The organism is Actinomadura sp. DC4 (genome assembly GCF_030406325.1).
In the GTDB taxonomy this organism is placed as follows: domain Bacteria; phylum Actinomycetota; class Actinomycetes; order Streptosporangiales; family Streptosporangiaceae; genus Actinoallomurus.
The window spans coordinates 136,785-156,764 of the sequence record NZ_JAUEQY010000006.1 but is presented as its reverse complement, the minus strand read 5'-3'; the positions used below and the strand labels follow the sequence as shown (position 1 = coordinate 156,764).

Annotated in this window: 20 protein-coding genes; 8 read left to right on the top strand and 12 right to left on the bottom strand. The window is 71.7% G+C overall.

The genetic code is table 11. From position 1 onward, the window contains the following. Positions 1-108: 108 nt before the first annotated feature. Positions 109-744 carry a CocE/NonD family hydrolase C-terminal non-catalytic domain-containing protein gene (locus QWU11_RS12095; protein WP_290105638.1) on the bottom strand — a complete coding sequence of 212 codons (636 nt, stop codon included), beginning with the start codon at positions 742-744 and terminating at the stop codon, positions 109-111. Then, the gene (locus QWU11_RS12090; RefSeq protein WP_290105270.1) at positions 713-1,879 is read right to left on the bottom strand and encodes a CocE/NonD family hydrolase; all 1,167 of its coding nucleotides are present in this window, start codon (positions 1,877-1,879) and stop codon (positions 713-715) included. Before QWU11_RS12090 ends, QWU11_RS12095 begins: the two co-directional genes overlap by 32 nt. A 439-nt stretch (positions 1,880-2,318) precedes the next feature. Between QWU11_RS12090 and QWU11_RS12085 the strand changes: the two genes are divergently transcribed. From QWU11_RS12085 to QWU11_RS12075, 3 genes are all read left to right on the top strand, one after another. Continuing rightward, positions 2,319-3,062: a response regulator transcription factor gene (locus tag QWU11_RS12085; protein WP_290105269.1), complete on the top strand. Its 744-nt coding sequence runs from the start codon at positions 2,319-2,321 to the stop codon at positions 3,060-3,062. 88 nt (positions 3,063-3,150) lie between these two features. After that, the gene (locus QWU11_RS12080; protein WP_290105268.1) at positions 3,151-3,648 is read left to right on the top strand and encodes a PH domain-containing protein; all 498 of its coding nucleotides are present in this window, start codon (positions 3,151-3,153) and stop codon (positions 3,646-3,648) included. Beyond that, the gene (locus QWU11_RS12075; protein WP_290105267.1) at positions 3,645-5,123 is read left to right on the top strand and encodes a PH domain-containing protein; all 1,479 of its coding nucleotides are present in this window, start codon (positions 3,645-3,647) and stop codon (positions 5,121-5,123) included. The genes QWU11_RS12080 and QWU11_RS12075 overlap by 4 nt, the downstream gene beginning before the upstream one ends. Positions 5,124-5,130: 7 nt before the next feature. Here the strand turns inward: QWU11_RS12075 and QWU11_RS12070 are convergent, their stop codons facing one another. From QWU11_RS12070 to QWU11_RS12060, 3 genes are all read right to left on the bottom strand, one after another. Continuing rightward, on the bottom strand, positions 5,131-5,586 hold the full coding sequence (locus QWU11_RS12070; protein ID WP_290105266.1) for a hypothetical protein: 456 nt from the start codon (positions 5,584-5,586) through the stop codon (positions 5,131-5,133). Positions 5,587-5,745: 159 nt separating this feature from the next. Next, entirely contained in the window at positions 5,746-6,909 is a 1,164-nt protein-coding gene (locus tag QWU11_RS12065; RefSeq protein ID WP_290105265.1) for an MFS transporter, read from the bottom strand. Continuing rightward, positions 6,906-7,217, bottom strand: coding sequence for a hypothetical protein (locus tag QWU11_RS12060; RefSeq protein ID WP_290105264.1), 312 nt, complete (start codon positions 7,215-7,217; stop codon positions 6,906-6,908). Before QWU11_RS12060 ends, QWU11_RS12065 begins: the two co-directional genes overlap by 4 nt. A 106-nt stretch (positions 7,218-7,323) precedes the next feature. Here QWU11_RS12060 and QWU11_RS12055 point away from each other — a divergent pair, with 106 nt between their 5' ends. Continuing rightward, entirely contained in the window at positions 7,324-7,557 is a 234-nt protein-coding gene (locus QWU11_RS12055) for a hypothetical protein (protein WP_290105263.1), read from the top strand. Here QWU11_RS12055 and QWU11_RS12050 read toward each other — a convergent pair. After that, the gene (locus QWU11_RS12050) at positions 7,541-8,563 is read right to left on the bottom strand and encodes a hypothetical protein (protein WP_290105262.1); all 1,023 of its coding nucleotides are present in this window, start codon (positions 8,561-8,563) and stop codon (positions 7,541-7,543) included. The two genes, QWU11_RS12055 and QWU11_RS12050, sit on opposite strands and share 17 nt — an antisense overlap. Before the next feature lie 111 nt (positions 8,564-8,674). Here QWU11_RS12050 and hemC point away from each other — a divergent pair, with 111 nt between their 5' ends. Then, the gene (gene hemC, locus QWU11_RS12045; RefSeq protein WP_290105261.1) at positions 8,675-9,634 is read left to right on the top strand and encodes a hydroxymethylbilane synthase; all 960 of its coding nucleotides are present in this window, start codon (positions 8,675-8,677) and stop codon (positions 9,632-9,634) included. Here hemC and QWU11_RS12040 read toward each other — a convergent pair. The 6 genes from QWU11_RS12040 to QWU11_RS12015 form a co-directional block, all read right to left on the bottom strand. Then, positions 9,621-10,790 carry a cytochrome P450 gene (locus QWU11_RS12040; protein ID WP_290105260.1) on the bottom strand — a complete coding sequence of 390 codons (1,170 nt, stop codon included), beginning with the start codon at positions 10,788-10,790 and terminating at the stop codon, positions 9,621-9,623. The genes hemC and QWU11_RS12040 overlap by 14 nt on opposite strands. 139 nt (positions 10,791-10,929) lie before the next feature. After that, positions 10,930-12,180: an adenylosuccinate synthetase gene (locus tag QWU11_RS12035; RefSeq protein WP_290105259.1), complete on the bottom strand. Its 1,251-nt coding sequence runs from the start codon at positions 12,178-12,180 to the stop codon at positions 10,930-10,932. After that, entirely contained in the window at positions 12,177-13,145 is a 969-nt protein-coding gene (locus QWU11_RS12030) for a hypothetical protein (RefSeq protein ID WP_290105258.1), read from the bottom strand. Before QWU11_RS12030 ends, QWU11_RS12035 begins: the two co-directional genes overlap by 4 nt. A gap of 13 nt (positions 13,146-13,158) precedes the next feature. After that, a complete protein-coding gene (locus QWU11_RS12025) occupies positions 13,159-14,127 on the bottom strand; it encodes a molecular chaperone DnaJ (RefSeq protein ID WP_290105257.1) in 969 nt (322 codons plus the stop codon). After that, positions 14,124-14,942 (bottom strand): NUDIX domain-containing protein, encoded by an 819-nt coding sequence (locus tag QWU11_RS12020; protein ID WP_290105256.1) that lies wholly within the window; start codon positions 14,940-14,942, stop codon positions 14,124-14,126. The genes QWU11_RS12025 and QWU11_RS12020 overlap by 4 nt, the downstream gene beginning before the upstream one ends. Positions 14,943-15,026: 84 nt before the next feature. Further along, a complete protein-coding gene (locus QWU11_RS12015) occupies positions 15,027-16,592 on the bottom strand; it encodes an amino acid permease (RefSeq protein WP_290105255.1) in 1,566 nt (521 codons plus the stop codon). 215 nt (positions 16,593-16,807) lie between these two features. Here QWU11_RS12015 and ggt point away from each other — a divergent pair, with 215 nt between their 5' ends. The 3 genes from ggt to QWU11_RS12000 all read left to right on the top strand — a co-directional run bounded on the left by ggt (position 16,808) and on the right by QWU11_RS12000 (position 19,979). Next, positions 16,808-18,619, top strand: a complete 1,812-nt coding sequence (ggt, locus tag QWU11_RS12010) for a gamma-glutamyltransferase (RefSeq protein WP_290105254.1) — start codon at positions 16,808-16,810, stop codon at positions 18,617-18,619. A gap of 99 nt (positions 18,620-18,718) precedes the next feature. Then, positions 18,719-19,042, top strand: a complete 324-nt coding sequence (gene cutA / locus QWU11_RS12005) for a divalent-cation tolerance protein CutA (protein ID WP_290105253.1) — start codon at positions 18,719-18,721, stop codon at positions 19,040-19,042. Between the two features lie 94 nt (positions 19,043-19,136). Then, positions 19,137-19,979: an oxygenase MpaB family protein gene (locus tag QWU11_RS12000; RefSeq protein ID WP_290105252.1), complete on the top strand. Its 843-nt coding sequence runs from the start codon at positions 19,137-19,139 to the stop codon at positions 19,977-19,979. Position 19,980: the final 1 nt, after the last annotated feature.

Sequence of the window (19,980 nt, the reverse complement as noted above, 5' to 3'; positions counted from 1 at the left end):
GAGCGTCGGCAGATCGCGAGAAGACTCTCCGTGCTGCGCCGCCGCGCCACCACGGCGAGCAGGGCCCTTCCCCCGGCGGGAGAAGGGCCCTGGCCCGCGGCGCGACCGTCAGGCGATGGGGATCTCCAGGTAGGGGGCCTGGTCGGCGTCGTGGTGGATGCGGTAGTGGGCCACGCGGGCCTCCTCGATGTCGGCCGGCTTGCCCGTATGCGGGTTCTTGCCCAGCAGCAGCGATGACGCGTTCCGTACCGTCAGCCGCAGCCTCGAGCCCTCCGCCAGTGTGCGGGTGACGAAGCGGAATCCCGTCAGGTCCAGGTCGAACGCCTCTCCTGGAGAGGCGAAGCACGGCTGTTCGGGCAAGGCGCGGAAGCGCAGCCGCAGGAGCTCCGACGACAGGAACACGACCGTTCCGTCGGGGCGGGCCTCGTGGAGGAGGACCATCAGGTCGGCGTCCGGTACGTCCAGTGTCATCCGCATCCGCAGGCGGGGGCGGCCGACCAGCGGGAGGCGTTCGGTCAACGGGTCGGTGTGGTAGACCACGCCCTCGCCGCCCAGGTCGATGGTGAAGATGCCGTTCGTCGGGTCGTGGCCGGAGGACGTGAGGAACAGGCTGTTGAACGTCCGCGGCACGGCCGGTACGTCCGGGTGCTCGTCCGGCCGCCGGACCATCTCCAGCCGCAGCGTGTGATCGTCGGACGGGTCGGCGGTGAACTCATAGTCCGGGCCGCTCTCCGGCTTCTCCAGCAGGCTCCCCGAGTGGTCCGTCGCCGCTGCCCGAACCCGACCCGAGGAAGTACGGCTGGACCTTTCCGCTGATCTCCTCCAGGGACGCGCCGCCGCGCCACTCCTCGTCGCCGGTCTGGTAGTACACGACCGGGTCGGTCAGCAGCGCCGGCTTCTCGCCGCCCTTCATCGTGTAGCGGTACCACTCCGCGCGCAGCTCGCGCAGGTCGACCTCCGCGGCCGGGCCGAACCTCAGCTCGCCCACCCGCGGCTCGCCGGTCTCGGTGCCGTAGTGGTCCCACGGGCCGATGAGCAGGTGCGAGCGCGCCCTCGTCGCCTCGCCGGCGTTCGCGGCGAACCTCTGGTGGTGGTACAGCGCGCCGAGCTGGGAGTCGTCGTACATCCCGGTGATCGACAGGACCGACACGTCGGTGTCCCGCAGCGCCTCGTCGGACGGGATGAGGAACTCCATCCACGGGTTGCCCGGGTAGATCTGGTCCTCCATGCCCTCGTACGGGTCGGAGGGAAAGCCGATCTGCTCCCGTACGGCCGCCTCGGAACGGTTCGCGAGCCAGGCCTCGTGCAGCAGGTCGTGCCACGCGCCCGTCTCGCGGAACGCCTCCCAGTGCGGGGCCCGGCCCAGCGTCGCCGTCGCGTACACCAGGCCGTACAGCGAAGGGATCCCGCCGCGCGGCTGGTCCAGTGCGCCCATCGGGGCGCCGGCCGGCACGATCGTCTTCAGCGACGGCGGCAGCTCGCCGAGCACGCGCCACTGGTTCCAGCCGGTGTACGACGAGCCGTGCATGCCGACCTGGCCGTCGCACCACGGCTGCTCGGCGACCCACTCGATCGTGTCGAAGCCGTCCTGACCGTCGCGGATGAACCCGAAGTACTCACCCTCGGAGTCACCGCGGCCGATCGCGTCCACGATCACGAACGCGAAACCGCGCGCGGCGTAGAAGACGCCGTCGTCGTGCCTCGAATCGCTGGTGTAGGGGTTCAGTTCCACGATCGCCGGAACGGGCCCGTCGCTCTTGGGCAGATACGCGGTCGCGCTGAGGAACTGGCCATCCTCTGTCGGGATCCGCAGGCCGAACTTGAAACGGACGGATTCGGCCTCGGTCGGTTCTCTCCGAGTCGCACTTCGGACGTCCACCTTCGTATCCCCTTCTGGTGAGACGGGCAACGCACCGATCGCCCGTCATGACGGAACGTGTGCGCGGTGGTCGCGAATCGCGATAAGCCTACGTATATTGCGAGTGGGCCTCTTCTGCCGAAGTACGGAATCTCGGCGCCGTCTTTCGGGGGAGCGTCGTACTTTAGGAGTAGGTGACTTACGGTGCCCATCACTTAACTTTGTGACGATGATGTTACGTAACCGTACAGTGGGTGTCATATCTCTTGACGTCTCCGTCGGCAAAGGCGCTGTATAAGCACCAAATCGTCACCGTACGTGTTCGGTGCCGTGACAGTTGAATTGGCGTTGGCTCCTTTAACTTGTCCATTGACACTGCACGCGCAAGTATGTTTCCTGACAAGAAGCGCAACTCGCCCGGCGGGCGACGGGGGCGCGACGAGCGGCGAAAGGGGAGGTCATGCCGCGGGTCCTGCTGGTGGATGATCGATCACTTTCGCTGGCCGGACTGCGCTCCATCCTGGACAGCGAGGCCAACGTCACCGTCGTCGGCGAGGCGCGGGAAGGGGAGCAGGCGCTCACTCTGGTCGAGGAGCTGCGCCCCGACGTCGTGGTCATCGACGCGCTGGCGTACCGCATCGACGCCGTCGAGCTCGCCGGCCGCATGGCCCGTAAATTTGGTGTCGAGCTCCCGGCCATAATGTTGCTGGCAAATGTGCCTGAGGATCGTCTTCTGGAAACGTTCAGAAACGGCGTGCGGGCGTTGCTGTTCAGGCAGTCGAGCTCCGACGAGCTTATTGCCGCTGTTCAGATGGTCGCCGCTGGATATGTCCTGATGGCGCCCTCGCAGGTTCCTTCAATTGGCCTGCGAAGTGCCTTGGCGGACCCCGACGACTGGGCTGCCAATGGCGGGCTGGAGGGGCTGACGGGGCGGGAGTTCGACGTTCTGGGGCTGGTCGCCCGCGGCCTGTCCAACTCCGAGATCTCGGTCGAACTTTCGGTGAGCGAGAGCACGGTCAAGTCCCATGTACGGAGCACGCTGGCCAAGCTCGGGCTGCGCAATCGCGTGCAACTGGTGATCCTCGCCTACCGGCTCGGCCTGGCGGGCCGGCGCCACGGCGGGCCGACGGGCGAATCGGGCTGGCAGGGCGTACGCGCGGCCGTCGGACCGGGCCTGTCGCACGTCGCCGAACGCGCCGAGTGACCCGGCGCCGTACCAGGACAATTGTCCCGGTCTAATCCAGGACGTGCCGCTGTTCGCCGGCGCCCCGGCCTCTGCCAGGATCAAGACCATGGAGTCAACGGAGGCGGGCCTGCGGCCACCGCGCCATCGGGTCAGCCCCCGGGCGCGGGCCTACTGGGCCGTCCGCGCCCTGGCCGGCTGGCTGGTGCCGACCGCCGCGCAGGTCATCTGGATGATCGCCGACGACGCGGACCTGGGCCTGCACGTCGTGGCCCTGGTGGTCACGGCGGTCCTGGCCGCCGCCCATGTGACCGTCATGCCGCAGTGGCGGTTCCGCGTACACCGGTGGGAGTCGACGCCGGAGGCCGTCTACACCCAGGCGGGCTGGATCAACCAGGAGCGCCGCATCGCGCCGGTCTCGCGCATCCAGACCGTCGACAGCGAACGCGGGCCGTTCGAGCAGATCTTCGGGCTGGCGAACGTCACCGTGACCACGGCCTCCGCGGCCGGGCCGATCAAGATCCACGGGCTCGACCGCGACACCGCGCAGCGCCTGGTGGACGAGCTGACCGAGGGCACCCAGGCCGGCTCCGGAGACGCGACGTGACCACCGGGGCGGACGGCTGGCGGCGGCTGTCCACCCGCATGCTCGTGATCCATCCCATCCAGGAGCTGCTGCGCGCCTGGCCGGTGCTCATCGGCCTGGTCTTCGCGGGCACGGCCGGCGGCCACGGCTCCTGGTGGAGCCTCGCGGGCGCGGGGTTCGTCGTGGTGGCGGGCATGCTGCGCTGGTTCACGACGACGTACCGCGTGTCGGCCGAGCAGATCCAGGTCCGCAAGGGCCTGGTACGGCGTCAGCTCCTGACCGTCCCGCGCGACCGGATCCGTACGGTCGACGTGACGGCCAACGCGCTGCACCGCTCGCTCGGGCTGGCCAAGGTCGAGGTCGGCACCGGCCGTACCGACCGCAAGGACGACGCGGTCAAGCTGGACGCCCTGCACGCCGGCGAGGCCACGCGGCTGCGGGAGGAGCTCCTGCACCGGTCGCCGGAGCGGGCCGCCGAGCCGAGGCTCCCGCGCGAGTCGCTCATCGTCAGCGTGCCGCCCGCGTGGGTGCGGTACGGCCCGTTCACGCTGACCGGCCTGGTCACCGTCGGCGTGGTCGCGGGCGTCGCCGGCCGGGCGGTGAACGAGGCGCACATCGACCCGGGGCGGCTCGGGCCGGTCAGCACGCTGCTGGACCGCTGGGAGCACGCCGCCCTGCCCGTGGAGATCGGGGTGTTCGCGGCGGCGCTCCTGGTCGCGGTCGCCCTCGCCTCCACGCTCGGGTACGTCCTGGCGTTCTATGGGTTCCGGCTCACCCGCAACACCGCCGGCACGCTGCACGTCACGCGCGGGCTCATCACCACGCGGTCGATCACGATCGAGGAGCGGCGGCTGCGCGGCGTGGAGATCAGCGAGCCGCTGCTCCTGCGCGCCGTACGCGGCGCCCGCTGCCTCGCCATCACCACCGGCCTGCGCGTCGGCCGCGGCGCCGAACGCGGCGGGTCGCTGCTGCTGCCCCCGGCGCCGCGCGCCGAGGCCGAGCGCGTCGCGGCGCTGGTCCTGGGGCGTACGACGCCCCTGACCTGCCCGCTGACCCCGCACGGGCCGCGCGCCACCGGGCGCCGTTACACCCGCGCCGTCGGCCTTGCCGCGCTGATCGCGGCGGCCTGCCTCGTCCTCTCCGGGCTGGACGTGCTGCCCGCCTGGACCTGGCACGTCGCGCCGGTCCTGCTCGTGATCGCGGCGCTGCTCGCGTACGACCGCACGCGCTCGCTGGGCCACGCCCTGGTCGAGCGGACCCTCGTGAGCCGCCGCGGCTCGCTCGTACGCCGCCGCGCCGTGCTCTCCTGCGACGGCATCATCGGCTGGAACCTGCGGCGGTCGTTCTTCCAGCGCCGGGCGGGCCTGGCGACGCTCGTCGCGACGACCGCCGCCGGCCGCCAGCGGATCGACGTACAGGACGTGCCGCTGGATGAGGCGCTCCGCGTCGCGGACGCGGCGCTGCCGGGGCTCCTCACCCCTTTCCTCGAAGGCTGATCTCTGGTCAGTGACCGCCGGAGCAGCAGCGCTCGCAGTTGGCCGAGCACTTGCCCTGGCCGGAGGCCCACAGCTCCTCATCGACCGGCAGCCCGGTCCGCCGGATGACCTCGGCGGTCAACTCGGTACGCGCGGCGGCGCGGTCACGGTCCGCGCCCGGGTCCTCGGGCGCGTGGTGGATGAACTGCCCCGCGATCCGGTGGCAGAAGTCGGCGTACTCCCGGGTGTGCAGGATGAAGGCGTGCCACCCGTGGTCGACCTCGCGCGACGGCGCGAGCGGCGTCCCGGGGTTGCGGGCGCAGGCGAGGAGGAACACCAGTGCCTGCCGCATGATGCGCTCGGCGTGCGCCCGGTCGACCTTCGCGTCGCGCTCGACGCGCGCGACGAGCTTGGCGAACAGGGCAGCCGGGACCTGGGTCTCCGGGTCGTCATGGCGGGTCGGCCGCGCGGTCGTGACAGTCATATCTGCCCACTCCTTGTTGTCGGGTGCCTGGCCGTGAGTGCCCGCCGGCGCCCTGTCCCTACCGACGCCGAGGGTCCAGCGCGCTCTCGGAATCTGCGCTGGCGGCCAGAGGTGTTCTCCCTGGTCAGATACCCGCCCCCGCCCGCCTGACCCCAAGGGTCAGGTGCGCGAGGCCCGCAGGGCGCCGGCCGGCACCGCGATGAGCGCGGTGATCACGGCCACCAGGGCGAGGGCGACCGTCAGGGAGGTGCCCTGCGCGACGAAACCGATCACGGGCGGCGCGATCATCCAGCCGCCGTACCCGACCGTGGCGACCGCCGCCACCGACGTGCCCGGGTCGTGGCCGGGCGTGCTGCCCGCGGCGCTGAACGTCAGTGGCACCACGGTGGCCATGCCGAGCCCCAGGATCGCGAACGCGACGATCACCACCGGCGTGACGGGGACCAGGAGGCCGAGGGCCAGGCCGGCCGCCCCGGTGAGCGCCGCCGCGCGTACGAGCCGGGCGGCGCCGAAGCGCTCGACGAGACGGTCGCCGAAGAGCCGCGCGATGGCCATGGCCAGGGAGAACGCGGCGTACCCCCACGCGGCGACGTCCTCGCCGGCGTGCGCGGCGGTGTGCAGGTAGACCGCGCTCCAGTCGGCGGCGGCGGCCTCGGCGAACAGCCCGCAGAAGACGACCGCGCCGAGCAGGATGAGTGTACGGTCCGGCCGGGCGAAGACCGCGCCGACCGACGAGCGGGGCGCGGGAATGAGCCAGAACCCGCTCACCGCGTTGGCCACGAGCAACACGATGCCCACGATCAGCAGATGGGCCGGCGCGCCGACGTCCAGGCGCGCGGCCAGGCCGGCCGTCGCGGACCCGATCAGGCCGCCGATGCTCCACATGCCGTGCAGGCCGGACATGATCGAACGCCCGTAGCGTTCCTGCACGACCACGCCGTTGGCGTTCATCGCGACGTCGAGCACCCCGGCGGCGATCCCGAACACCACGAGCGCGGCGAAGATCGTGGGCACCGTCCGCGCGAGCGGCACGAACGGCACGCTCAGCGCCATCGCGAGCCCGGCGACCCTGGTCACGGCGCGGCTGCCGAAGTGCGACATCACCCAGGCCGCGAGCGGCGCGGACAGCAGGCCGCCGATCGCCGCCCCCATCAGCGCCAGCCCCAGGCCGCCGGAGGACAGGTGACGCACCTCCTTGACCCAGGGGATGCGGCCGGCCCAGCTTCCCGCGGCCACGCCGTGAACGCCGAAGGTGATGGCGACCGCGAGCCGGGCCCGGCGGTCACGACGGGTGGGGACGGTGGCGACCGGGGTCATCGTCATGCGTCAATCTTCGCGGACCTGTACGGGTGCGTGATCCAGCCGCACGGGCACCGATCCCGTACGCGAAGGTCAGGCGACCGCGAGCCGGGAAAACGGTTCTGCGGCGACGATGGCCCGTCGGTGATCTCGGGCGCATGGCGGACCGTGTGCGCACGGAAGAGGGGAAGGCCGTCCAGCTCGCCGCCCTCGTCGGCCGGCTCGGGCGGGACCTCGACCGGCCCTGCCCCGGCGCGGTGATCGATCGGGCGCTCGACTTCGCGCGGCGCCGCGCCGACGCGTTCGACCCCGATCGGCTCGTCGTCGTCCACGGCGACCCGCACCCCGGCAACGCGCTGCGGGTCCGGGAGCGGAATCGGGGTTCGTGTTCGTGGATCCCGACGGGTTCCCGCCGATCCGGCCTACGACCTCGGCGTCGTGCTGCGCGACTGGTGCCCGCGACTCCTCGCGGCGGCGGATCCGGCCGTGCTCGCCCGCCGCTACTGCCGGCTCATGGCGGCCGAGACCGGGCTGGACGAGGACACGATTTGGGAGTGGGGCCACCTCGAACGGGTCTCCACCGGCCTGTACCTGCTGAGCCTGGACGCCGAGGACCTCGACCGGCCGTTCCTCCGTACCGCGGAGCCGCTGGGGGTCACGGCTCCCCGGTGACCGAGCGGTTGATGATGGTGGCGTCGTTCACGCCGGAGAACAGGTCGCCGAAGACCTGGACCAGCCGCGGATGATCTCTTCGCAGCCTCCCCGGGTCGAACACCCCGCGCGCGACGTCGTCGAGCGGGATCTCGACGTCGGGGAAGTGATCGTGGAAGGCGTCGAAGTCGCCCACGATCCGCGCCGTGTCGTCCTCGGAGAACCGCCGGGCGTAGCGGTCGAGCCATTCCACCGCGGTCTCGAGCGCGCCGTCCAGCCCCGGGCGGAAGGTGATGTAGGAGTAGGCGTCGGGATCCCGGCGTTCGGCCGACGTGTAGAAGGCGACGCAGGCGGTCGCCTCGACGGAGACCGGCGTCCGGCGGGGCCGGATGTCGGTGACGTCGAGCACCAGGCGTTCGGTGTGGTGCCGCACGACCTCGGGGACCAGGCGCATGACGCCGGAGACGTCGGCCATGAGACCGCCGCGCTCCCGGATCTCGGGGATCACCGATCCGTACCCCTCGTCGCCGAGCAGGAGGGGAACGCCCGAATGGCAGACGCCGTCGGAGGTGGCGGACAGGACGCGGACGGGCCCGCCGCCGACGTCCAGAGGGGGCAGCCGGACCGTGCCTATGCCGCCCTGGATCATCGATCGCTTGCCCGCAGGCCGGTAGTCGACTCCGTGCGCCGGATCTTCGGAGTCGACGTGGTAGCGGGCCACCGTACGCGCGGCGGCGGCCTCGGAGGTGTGGAACCGGCCGGGTGTGAGGGGAACCCACTCGGTGAGGTAGAAGTCGCTGAGGCGGACGGGCGCGCTCTCGTCGAGGCGATCGCGGCGGACCTGATCCCAGTACTCCTCGTTGCTGGTGATCGTCCGCCTGCGCCGTGGCCGGCCCGCCTTCCGCCGGAACCCGCGATACCGGGCCTGGTCGACCATCTGCGCGAAGGCCTGGTGCGCGTGCCACTCCCGCAGGCCCTCGCCGCGGCCGTTCCGTGGGTTCGGTGCGGGCCGTTCCCCGGTCGCCACCGCGGAGCCCCCTGATTTCGGCCGATGGTCGAGACGTTAATCGCCCACGGTCAGCAGGTCGTTACCCGGCGGGCGGGCCCCTGGAGAGGGGTACCGCAGGGGGATGCTCCCTTGACGGCCTATGTTGAGCGGGTGCTTCCAGGTCCCCGCATCCGCATCGGTTCCCGTACCTCGCCGATGGCCGTCGCCCAGGCCGAACACGTGCGGGACCTCCTGCTCAAGCTCGCCGAGGACGTCGACGTCGAGCTGGTCGGCATCGAGACCTCGGGAGACCGGTGGCAGGGCGATCTCGCCGAGCTGGGCGGCAAGGGCGCGTTCCTCAAGGAGATCGACCGGCAACTGGTGACGGACGCCATCGACGTCGCGGTGCACTGCGTCAAGGACGTACCGGGCGACGTCCCGATGCCGGAGGGCACCACGTTCGCCGCCTACCTGCCGCGCGAGGACGTGCGCGACGCCGTGCTGTTCCCCGCCGGCTCCCCGTACCGCGGGCTCGACGGCCTGCCGCCCGGCGCGCGCATCGGCACCTCGGCCGTACGCCGCAAGGCCCAGATCCTGCGCAAACGTCCCGACCTGACCGTCGACCGGATCCGCGGCAACGTCAACTCCCGCATCGCCCGCTTCGACGCCGAACACCGCTTCGACGCACTGGTCCTCGCCTACGCGGGCCTGCGCCGGATCGGGATGGAGCACCGGGCGGCCGAGGTCCTGCCCCTCGACGTGATGTGCCCGCCGGTCGGCGCCGGCGTGATCGGGATCGAGTGCCGTACGGCCGACGAGGGCATCGTCGAGCTTCTGCGCCGGCTCGACGACCGGCGGACCCGCACCCACGTCACCGCCGAACGCACGATGCTGCACGGCCTGCGAGGCCACTGCAACAGCCCGATCGCCGGCCACTGCACGACCACGGCCGACGGCCGGCTCTCACTGCTCGGCATGGTCTTCAGCCAGGACGGCGCCGAGTTCGCCTACGCCCAGGAATGGGACACCCCCGACCACGCGCACGAACTCGGCGCGTACGTGGCCGCCACCCTCGCCCGCAAGGGTGCCCGCCGGCTCATCGCCGGGTGACACGCGCGCCGTCCCAGCGGACGAGAAGCGCGACCGGCCCTCGAATCGAGGTTCCGGTCTTGAACGCGACCTCGGAGGAGGGCGTCGCGAGACCGAGGCCCGGGAACCGCCGGAGGAGCTCGGCGAGCGCGATCTGTGTCTCCAGCCGGCCGAGGGCGGCGCCCAGGCAGTAGTGCTTCCCGTAGCCGAACGCCATGTGCTTGTTCGGGTGCCGCGTCAGGTCGATCGCCGAAGCGCCGGGAAAGCGCTCCTCGTCCAGGTGGGCGCCGTCGTGGCTGGCCAGGACGAGGTCTCCCGCGCGTACGGTGACGTCGCCGAGTGAGACGTCCTCGCGCGCGACCCGGGGAAGGCCGTCGCCCGCCCCGATCGGGATCGCCCGGAAGAGTTCCTCGACGGCGCGTTCGACCTGGTCGGGGTGGTCGGCCAGGTGCCGGTAGTGGCTGACGCCGGCGTCGGTGGAGCTGGTGAGGAGCCAGTACGTGAAGCCGGCGATCGCGGCGGCGGTCGTCTCCCAGCCGGCGAGCATGATCTCGATCGCGACCGTGATGACCTCCTGGTCATCGAGCCTGACCTCGTTGTCCGGAGCGATCATGTCGGACAGCAGGTCGGCCCGTGGCGCCGCCCGGCGCTCGGCGAGGAGGCCCGCGAGGTATCCGCCCATCTCCAGCTGGGCCTTCCCGGCCTCGTCGAGACTGGCCGTGGAGGTGGAGAGGAACGCGTCGCCCCAGCGGCGGAAACGCTCCCGTGCGCCGGCGGGTACGCCCAGGAGCTCGCCGACGACGTGGAGGGCGAGCGGCAGCGCGAACCGCTCGACCAGATCGGCCGGCCCCCCGCCGCTGGTCATCGCGTCCAGGAGGGCGTTGACGTCCTCCACGATCCGGGGACGCAGCGCCGTGACACGCGCGGGGCTGAAGGCGGCCCTCGGCGCGTCGCGCAAGCGTGTGTGGGCGCTTCCGTCGCTGCCGAGCAGGGAGCCCTTCTCCGCGAGGGGCGGAAAGCCGTCGAGCCGCCGCAGGTTGGCCAGTTCCCGGCTGAAGACGCTCGACCTGAGGACGTACTGGACCAGGTCGTAGTCCTGGACGAGCCATGCCTCCTCGCCGCTCGGGTGCAGCCGGACCTTCACGACGCCCGGCAGGGAGGCGAAGAGAGGGCTCACCCTCAGCGGGTCCTGGTCCGTCGGGAACGGATGGCTCAGGAGCCGGCCCCCTTCCGGGCGGTGGGGTAAGGGACGTGGAGTTCCGCTTCGGCGCATCTGGTTCGCCCTCCTCGGTGAGCCTGGACAAGCCGTCAGATGATCAGTCACCGCGGAGGGATGTCAACACCCTGGCTCGACTCACCGCCGGCCCGGGAAGCAGGCCGGTCGCCGTCTTGTCCAAGGCCGTCGGCCCGTACGAGCGGAGCGCGACCGGCACGCCCAGCGTCTCTTCGATCGTCGCGGCCGGGTCCGGGCCGACCTGCGCGTACAGCGGGCGGGCGGTCATGAGACGAGCGGTGAGGCGCGCCTGGCCGTCCAGGTCGGCGGCGGGCGTCAGCCGGGTCCCGGCGTCGTACGCCGTCGCGATGAGCGGGGCCGGTGCGTCGAGGTGCGTGACCGCCAGCGCGTCCGCTCCTCCGCACGCCTCCAGGGCGTAACGCAGTGCCACCGCGTCCAGGTGGCCGACGCGGAAGGCGCCCTGCCAGCGGCCGTACGCGTTGTGCGGTTCCGGGCGGTGCAGCGCGGCGTCCTCGGTCACGAACGGGCCCGGGCCGTGCCGGGTCAGGTACGCCCGGGTCACGCCCAGCCGGAATCCGGGCATGCCCGCCTCCGCCAGCAGCGTCACGGCGTTGGCGAACGTCGTCGTCGACCACGTCGTGTACGGGTGGAAGCCGTAGCGTTCGTCCAGCAGCACCCCCTGCGCGCCCTCGAACACCGCCGGCCCACGCCGCAGCAGCGACGCGAGGAAACCCTCTCCGGTGAGACGCACCCGCCCCCCGAACGCGCGGAAGGCGTCCACGCAGTCCGCCACCTCCGGGACGTCAAGGGGCCCCAGCGAGTCGAGGACGTGATCCCGCAGCCGCGTCAGCCGCCGCCGCAGCACCACGGGGGAGCGGCAGTCGTCGGCACGGGGGGCGTCGTCGCACTCCAGGGCGTACGACGCCGTCTCGCCGATGCCCACCCCGCACGACCCGTGCCGTACCGCCGTCGAGCGGGCGCGGTTCGCGGCCCGGTGGTACGGCGTGGTCAGCAGCGCGTCGCGGTCGACCGTCAGCCGCTCGAACGCGCCGGCGACGCCCACGGCGACCAGATGGTCCGCCTCGGCGGCCAGCGCCAGCGGGTCGACCATCATGTACCGGGACAGGTGCGTCACCACGCCCGGCGTGAACATGCCCGACCCGAACTGGGCGAACGTGTGATGGCGCCCGCCGGCGGTCACGACGTTGTGCGCCGCCTGCGCGCCGCCGTTGAAGCGGACGACCGTGGAGTACGGGCCGCGAGCGCAGAGCCAGTCGACGACCGTGCCCTTGCCCGCGTCCCCGTACCCCAGGTCGGCCACGATGACGTTCACAGCCGGGTGACCTCGGTGTCGGACAGGTCGAGGCCGGTCGGCGTCGGGGAGACCGAGACCGCGCCGCGCCGGGAGTTCAGCGGCGCGAGCGCGCGGGAGACCGAGCCGCCGGCGTCCGAGCCGAACTCCCGCAGATGGTCCAGGCCCTCCTCCAGGTCGACGGCGTCCTCGGCCAGGCCCACGGTCAGCGCGATCGTCTCGCAGACCGCGTCCAGGTCGTCCAGGCGGATGACGTTCTGGCCGAGGTGGGTGCGCCAGAAGTCGGCCAGCCGGTCGTCGCCGGAGTTGTACGAGCCCTCGGGGATGATGAAGTAGACGTCGTACTTGAGCTTGAGCTCGGCGACGATCTCCGCGACCCCGATGTCCTCGGTGAGCTCGTCGCCGATGACCTTGCCGACCTCGCGCTTCTTCACCTTCGGGTAGGCGAGCTCGTCGCCGATCAGGAACAGGTAGCCGCGCCGTCCGCGCTTGTCGAGGCAGTCCATGGCGGTGTGCCGTGCCATGAAGTACATCGCCAGCTCGTACGACTCGGTCATCTGACCGCCGCCCCCGCCCTCCAGGAGGATCTTGCCGAGGTCGTCGTCCATCCGGTTGTCGGACTCGAACTGCCCGATCTGCAGCGGCGCGCGGTCGCAGGTGGCGTCGCCGACCGCGCCGAACAGGATCTGCGGGTGCTCGACGTAGCCCTTGCGCATCAGCAGGCCGAGCAGCCCGGGCAGCTTCGACTGGAGCGTGCGCGGCACGTTCCCCATCGAGCCGGTCACGTCGAACAGGACGGCGATCGCGACCGAGTCGGGGTGCTCGTCGCCGTCGCGGCTCTCCCGTACGGTGACGCCGAACGGGTTGAGGTCGTCGTGTACGGCGGTCGCGCCGCCGTCGCTGTAGGCGAAGGCGCTCGCGCCGGTCGCCGCGCGGTAGCTCGCGGCGGCGTCGTAGACGTTGGTGGACCAGGATCCGCTTCCCATGAGATGTGTCCTTTCAGCCGGGCAGGTGGAACGGCCGGAACCGGCGCGGGCCGTACAGCCGTTCGAGCAGGTCGTCCAGTTCGCCGAGCAGCCGCCAGGCGTCCTGGGGACGGCGGTTCTCCGCCGTGAGGAGACAGCCGCGGGCGAACGCCCGCAGCGGCCTGGGCGCCCGGTCGCCCATGAGGTAGGTCATGCACCGGGTGGCGAGGTAGATGTCGGTGCCGGCCCCGGCGGGCCGCCGCGCGGCGACCTCCGGCGGATACCAGTCGGCGCGGCGGGTGACCATCGCCGGCACCCGGTCGCCGCGGTCGGGGTGGCAGCCGGGCACCGAGTAGCACCAGTCGACCAGGACGAGGCCGTGCTCGCGCGGGTGGATGAGCACGTGCTCGGGCAGCACCGCGCCGTGCAGGACGCCCGCGCCGTGCGCGAAGCCCAGCCCGACCAGGAGCCGCCGCCACATCCACGCGACGTCGCGCGGGTCGACCCCGTCCGGGTACGCGGCGCGCACCTCGGTGAGCGGGCGGAATCCCTCGAGCCGGCCGATCGCGTTGACCCGGCGTTCGAGGCCGGTCGTCTCGTCGCGGTGCCGGAAGCTCTCCACCAGGCGCGGCACGTACGGCAGGAACCGCCCGTCGCCGTCCTTGGGGAGCTGCCGCAGCGCGATCGCCTCGCGTTCGAGCAGGTCGTTCACTGCCGGGTCGCGAGCGATCTTGACCACGGCCTCGCCGGCGTCGTAGAGGTTGGCCAGGTCGCCGCGGACCGGGGTCGCGCCCAGCGGGTACGTCCCGCGGCGGGTCGTGATCGTCACCGGCCCGTACGCGCGCCACAGCGAGGTCAGCCGGTCGAACGCCTCGCGCGGTCCGCCGGCGTCCGGGTGGACGAGCCGGGCCAGCCGCCGGTACGCGCGGGTCCCGTCGTCGCCGAACAGGTCGACCGGGGTCCGCGCGGCCTCGATGAGCCGTACGGCCTCGGAACGCGTCATCGGATCTCCTCCTCTCGTGAGGGCCGCAGCAGGGCCGGGTGGAGCAGCCGCGCGTCGCCGGCCCGGTAGAGCCGGGCGCGCGGGCCCCCGCGCCGCCCGCCCCGCTCAGAGGTCGTGCCGGTGCTCTCCACGAACCCCGGCACCGACAGCACCTTCCGGTGGAAGTTGCCGGCGTGCAGCTCCTCGCCCCAGACCGTCTCGTAGACGGCGCGCAGCTCCGGGACCGTGAACTCGGGCGCGCAGAACGTCGTGGCCAGCGCGGTGTACTCCAGCTTCGAGCGGGCCCGTTCGAGCCCGTCGGTGAGGATCACCGAGTGGTCGAAGGCCAGCCGCCGGGTCGTGCCGGGCCGCTGCGCGCCGGTGCCGGTCAGGCCGAGGGCGTCGACCGGCGTCCACGCCGCGTCGGCTGCGTCGCTGCCGGCCCGCGGCTCGGGCATCTCGGGGGCGAAGGCGAGGTAGGCGACCGAGACGACGCGCATGCGCGGGTCGCGGCCGGGCGCGCCGTACGCCGCGAGCTGCTCCAGGTGGACCCGGCCGAGGGAGTCCGTGCGTACGCCGGTCTCCTCGGCGAGCTCACGCGCGGCGGCCTCGTCGAGACCCTCGGCCCCCGCGCTGCCGGCGTTCTTGACGAAACCGCCGGGCAGCGCCCACATCCCCTCCTGCGGGGGCGCGCCGCGGCGGACGAGCAGCACGTGCAGCGTGCCGTCGCGGATGGTCAGCGCGACCACGTCGATGGCGACGGCCACGGGGTCGTACGCCCGCGGGTCGTACGTCGCCAGGAACTCCTTTTCGGAGTGGGGTCTGCGCTCGCTCATGAGTCCTTCTCATATCGAGATAATCTCTACTTGAGAAGAACGTACGTCATGAAGTGGCGGATGTCGAGTCCTTTCACGCGGAGATCAGCGCCGGTGGCGACCCTGCGGATGCACCGGACGGCCGCCCAGCGCCTGCCGGAGGCGGCTGTGCCGCCGCCCGTACGCCAGGTAGACGGCCAGCCCGAAGGCCATCCAGACGCCGAAGTAGGCCCAGGTGCGCAGGTGGAGGTTGAGCATGAGCCAGCCGGTCGCGCCGATCGCCAGCAGGGGCGTCAGCGGCACGCCGGGGACGCGGAAGCCGCGGGGGAGGTCCGGGCGGGTCCGCCGCAACGTGATCACGCCGGCCGAGACGAACATGAACGCGAACAGCGTGCCGATCACGATCATCTGCTGCAGCGCCAGGACGCCGACCTTGCCGAACGTCCACACGTCGACCTGCGACAGCGCGATGCCGGTGGCACCGACGAGCACCGCCGCGCGGGTCGGCACCTTGTACTGTGGGTTGATCACGGCCAGCGGCGCGGGCATCAGGCCGTCGCGCGCCATCGCGAACAGCACCCGGGTCTGGGCGATCATCACCACGAGGACCACGGTGGCCAGCCCGATGACCGCGCCGACGTCGATGACGACGCCCATGCCCGTCGAGCCGACCGCGTGGAAGGCGGCGGTCAGCGGCGTCTCGGGGTTCAGCGTCCGGTACGGGACCATGCCGACCATCGCGACCGCGACGCCGACGTAGAGCGTGATCGCGATGAGCAGGCTGACGATCATCCCCCGAGGGACGCGGCGCTGCGCGTCCTTCGTCTCCTCGGCGGCGGTGGCGATCAGGTCGAAGCCGATGTAGGCGAACGCGATCGCCGAGGTCGCGGTGAAGATGCCGACCAGGCCGAACGCGTGCGGGCTGCCGCCCATCAACGCGTCCAGCACCGTACGGCCGTCGCCCGCCGACGCGTGGCCCGGTGGGGGCACGAACGGCCTGAGGTTCGAGGCGTGGAAGAAGAGCAGGCCGCCGCCGATCACGAAGCCGACGACGATGACCTTGGTCAGCACCATGAACCACAGCGTGTACAGGCTGAGCCGCGCGCCGATGGCCACGATCACCGCCAGGACCAGCAGCAGCGCCGGCGCGAACAGGTCCAGGCCGGTCGGCCGCCCGGCGACGCCGGACAGCGCGGAGGGGATGCGGACCCAGGAGATCCCGGCCACGTTCCCGACGTCGTCGACGAGCCGCGTGGCGTACAGGGACCAGGCCCGGCTCACGACGGCCGCCGCGAGCTGCAGCTCCAGGATGAGCGCCCAGCCGATCACCCAGGCCCAGATCTCGCCGAACGCCACGTACGTGAAGGAGTACGCGCTGCCCGCCACCGGCATCGTCGAGGACAGCTCGGCGTAGGACAGGGCCGACAGCAGGCAGGCCAGGCCCGCGATGACGAAGGACAGGATCACGGCCGGGCCGGCGGTCGTCGCCGCCTGCTGCCCGGCGATGTTGAAGATGCCAGAACCGATCATGACGCCTAAGCCGAGGACGACGAGGTCACGGGTTCCGTAGACGAGCGACAGGCGGTGACGGCCACCCTGGCGCGGGCCGATGGTCTCCTCGACCGGCAGCCGGCGCGGGAGGTTGTTGCGGTAAGGCGCTTCTGTGCTCAACGCTGTTTGACCCCATGTGCTCGGCCGGCCGGCTACCGCGCGACCCCCGTGTCGCGAGTGGCCATCCAGAATTTCCGAATTTCCCCTTTGTCACAAGGTTGTCGACGTTAATTCGGTTTGCCGGATAAGGACGGCGGTATGCACGCGATCTTGTAGATCTTCATGGCGCCGAGTGGCAAGGTTGGAGGACGCGATCCCCTGACTCAGGAGATGCAATGCGACGGAGCACCGCGGTCATCGGACTCACCGCCGCCGCGCTGGCGACGGTGGTCGTTCCCGCCCAGGCGCGTCAGGCGGCCGGCCACGCGCCACCGGACCGGAAGCAGGCGGTCGCGGTGGGATACGGCGGAGCGGTCTCCAGCGTCGACCTCGATGCGAGCCGGGCCGGCATCGAGGTACTGCGGAGCGGCGGGAACGCCGTCGACGCGGCCGTGGCCACCGCCGCCACCCTCGGCGTGACCGAGCCGTACGTCTCGGCGATCGGCGGAGGCGGCTACTTCACCTACTACGACGCCCGCACGCGCAAGGTCTCCACTTTCGACGGCCGCGAGACCGGCCCGGCGAAGATGACCAAGGACTTCTTCATCGACCCGAAGACGGGCAAGCCGCTGTCGTTCGACGAGGCCGTGACCAGCGGGCTCTCCGTCGGAGTGCCCGGCACGCTCGCCACCTGGGACTCCGCCCTGCGCCGCTTCGGCTCCCGCCGCCTCTCCACGCTCCTGCAGCCCGCGATCGAGGTCGCGCGGCACGGCTTCACCGTCGACCAGGAGTTCGTCGACCAGACCACGGTCAACGAGGCCCGGTTCAAGGACATCGTGCCGACGCGTGAGCTGTTCCTGCCGGGCGGCAGGCCGCCCGCGGTCGGCTCGACGTTCCGCAACCCCGACCTCGCCGACACCTACCGGCAGATCGCGAAGAAGGGCCTCGGCTGGTTCTACGGCGGCGAGCTCGGCAAGGAGATCGCCGACACCTCCCAGCACCCGCCGGTCGACCCGGCGGCCACCCGCAACGTGCGGCCCGGCGTGGTGCAGGCCTCCGACCTGGCGCGCTACAAGGTCATCCCGCGCGAGCCCACGCACGTCGGCTACCGGGGACTGGACGTCTACGGCATGGCGCCCTCCAGCTCCGGCGGCTCGACCGTGGGCGAGGCGCTGGACATCATGAAGCGGTTCGAGCTCAAGGACCCGGTCGAGGCGCTGCACGTCTACCTGGAGGCGTCCAAGCTCGCCTACGCCGACCGCGGCGCGTACGTCGGTGACCCCGCCTACTCGGACGTGCCGCTGAAGACGCTGCTCTCGGACGGCTTCGCCCGGTCGCGGGCCTGCCTGATCCGGCCGGACAAGGCGCTCACCGCCCCCGTGGCGCCCGGTGCGCTGAGCGGCGGCGGATGCCAGGCGCCCTCGGGCGCCGGTCAGCAGCTGCCGTACGAGGGGCCGCAGACCACGCACCTCGTCGCCACCGACAAGTGGGGCAACGTCGTCTCCTACACGCTGACGATCGAGCAGTTCGGCGGCAGCGCGCTGACCGTGCCGCACCGCGGGTTCCTGCTGAACAACGAGATGACCGACTTCAACTTCACCTCCTCGACGCCGGCCGGCTTCGCCGACCCGAACCTCCCCGCGGCCGGCAAGCGCCCGCGCAGCAGCATGGCGCCGACGATCGTGGTGAAGAACGGCCGTCCGCTGCTCGCCGTCGGCTCTCCCGGCGGATCGACGATCATCACGACGGTGCTGCAGATCCTGATGAACCGCATCGACCTCGGCATGACCCTGCCCGAGGCGGTCGAGGCGCCCCGCGCCACCCAGCGCAACACCGCGCAGACCGCTGCCGAGCAGGCCTTCATCGACAGATACGGCGCGGCGCTCAAGGCCAGGGGACAGGACTTCATCGTGTTCCCCGGCCCGCCCGCCGGTGTGATCGGCTCGGCCACCGGCCTGGAGTTCCTCGGCGGCGGAAAGATCGAGGCGGTCGCCGAGAGGGTCCGCCGCCACGGCGGCAGCGCGCTGGTGGCGGTTCCCGCCCGCTGACCGCGCGGAGGTGAGGTGATCGTATCGAAACCGACTGTGCGATCACTCCGCGATCCGGGCAGGTCGGCGGGCTACGATCGGGCGGGGAAGGAGTCGCTGATGGCCGAGGGGTACGTCCAGGTGACGACGACCACCGATTCGCGCAAAGAGGCCGCCGAGCTCGCGAGATCGGCGGTCACCGAGCGTCTCGCGGCCTGCGCCCAGCTGGTCGGCCCGATCGCCAGCACCTACTGGTGGGAGGGGGAGATCGAATCGGCGGAGGAATGGATGGTGCTCTTCAAGACCACCACCGACTGCTTCGAGGACCTCGCCGCCCAGATCACCGAGCAGCACTCTTATGACACGCCGGAGATCATCGCCACTCCGGTCGTGGCGGGCAGCGCCGAATACCTGTCATGGGTACGCGAGCAGACCGCCGAGTAGATCCTTATTGCTATGGATTGTCGTGGGCCGATCAATTCGGGTGTGAAAGTTAGCATTTTCGGGTAATAAGTCATCACTTATCCGGAGGTGGACGGTGAGCGAGGATTTCGGGCTGTTCGGCCCCGGCTCGGTGACGTGGCGCGTGATGGCCGAGCCCGTGCAGATGGTCGGCGGCTTCCGCGCCCTCCTCCTGCAGGCGCTCCACCCGCCGTCCATGTGGGGGACCGCGCAGAACTCCGAGCTGATGGACCCGCGTACGGCCTGGGCCCGGCTCGGCCGCACGGTGGAGTTCGTCCGCGTCCGCACCTACGGCACGCACGACGAGGTCGAACGCGTCGGCCGCCGCGTCCGCAACCTGCACTCCCGCCTCACCGGCCTCAACCTCGACACCGGCGAGGTCTTCCCGGTCGACGCGCCTGAGAACCTCCTGTGGGTGCACATGGGCGAGGTCGATTCCTACCTCGACGTCGCGCTGCGGGCCGGCGTCCCGCTCTCGCGCACCGACGCCGACGCGTTCGTGGACGAACAGCGCCGGGCCGGCGCGGTCGTGGGCCTGGACCCGGCGGACATTCCCGCCTCGGTGGGGGAGATGCGCGACTACTACGCGGACATGCGGACGCGGATCTACGCCTGCAAGGAGGCCAAGGAGGGCATGCGGCGGCTGTTCAACCCGGCGGTGCCGCGTCAGTGGCTGCCGCTCAAGCTGGCGGCCCCGGGCATCGCGACGCTCGTGGTGGCGACGCTGCCGCGCTGGGCCCGGCGGATGTACGGCCTGCCGGCGACGCCGCTGGAGGACCTCTGGGCCACGGCCTGGCTCAAGACCCTGCACCGGGGCACCCAGGTGGTCCCGGAGTCCTGGCGCTACTCCCCGGACGCCCGCCGCGCGCGCGAACTCAGCCGCGGCACCGGCGGCCCGGACCTGGCCGCCGTGTCCTGAC

What these genes read in the sequence shown, in the direction of transcription:
- QWU11_RS12030 (WP_290105258.1), bottom strand. Translation starts at nt 13,145, where the DNA reads ATGGGAAGCGGATCCTGGTCCACCAACGTCTACGACGCCGCCGCGAGC.
- QWU11_RS12025 (WP_290105257.1), bottom strand. Translation starts at nt 14,127, where the DNA reads ATGACGCGTTCCGAGGCCGTACGGCTCATCGAGGCCGCGCGGACCCCG.
- QWU11_RS12020 (WP_290105256.1), bottom strand. Translation starts at nt 14,942, where the DNA reads ATGAGCGAGCGCAGACCCCACTCCGAAAAGGAGTTCCTGGCGACGTAC.
- QWU11_RS12085 (WP_290105269.1), top strand. Translation starts at nt 2,319, where the DNA reads ATGCCGCGGGTCCTGCTGGTGGATGATCGATCACTTTCGCTGGCCGGA.
- cutA (WP_290105253.1), top strand. Translation starts at nt 18,719, where the DNA reads ATGGCCGAGGGGTACGTCCAGGTGACGACGACCACCGATTCGCGCAAA.
- QWU11_RS12080 (WP_290105268.1), top strand. Translation starts at nt 3,151, where the DNA reads ATGGAGTCAACGGAGGCGGGCCTGCGGCCACCGCGCCATCGGGTCAGC.
- ggt (WP_290105254.1), top strand. Translation starts at nt 16,808, where the DNA reads ATGCGACGGAGCACCGCGGTCATCGGACTCACCGCCGCCGCGCTGGCG.
- QWU11_RS12065 (WP_290105265.1), bottom strand. Translation starts at nt 6,909, where the DNA reads ATGACGATGACCCCGGTCGCCACCGTCCCCACCCGTCGTGACCGCCGG.
- QWU11_RS12070 (WP_290105266.1), bottom strand. Translation starts at nt 5,586, where the DNA reads ATGACTGTCACGACCGCGCGGCCGACCCGCCATGACGACCCGGAGACC.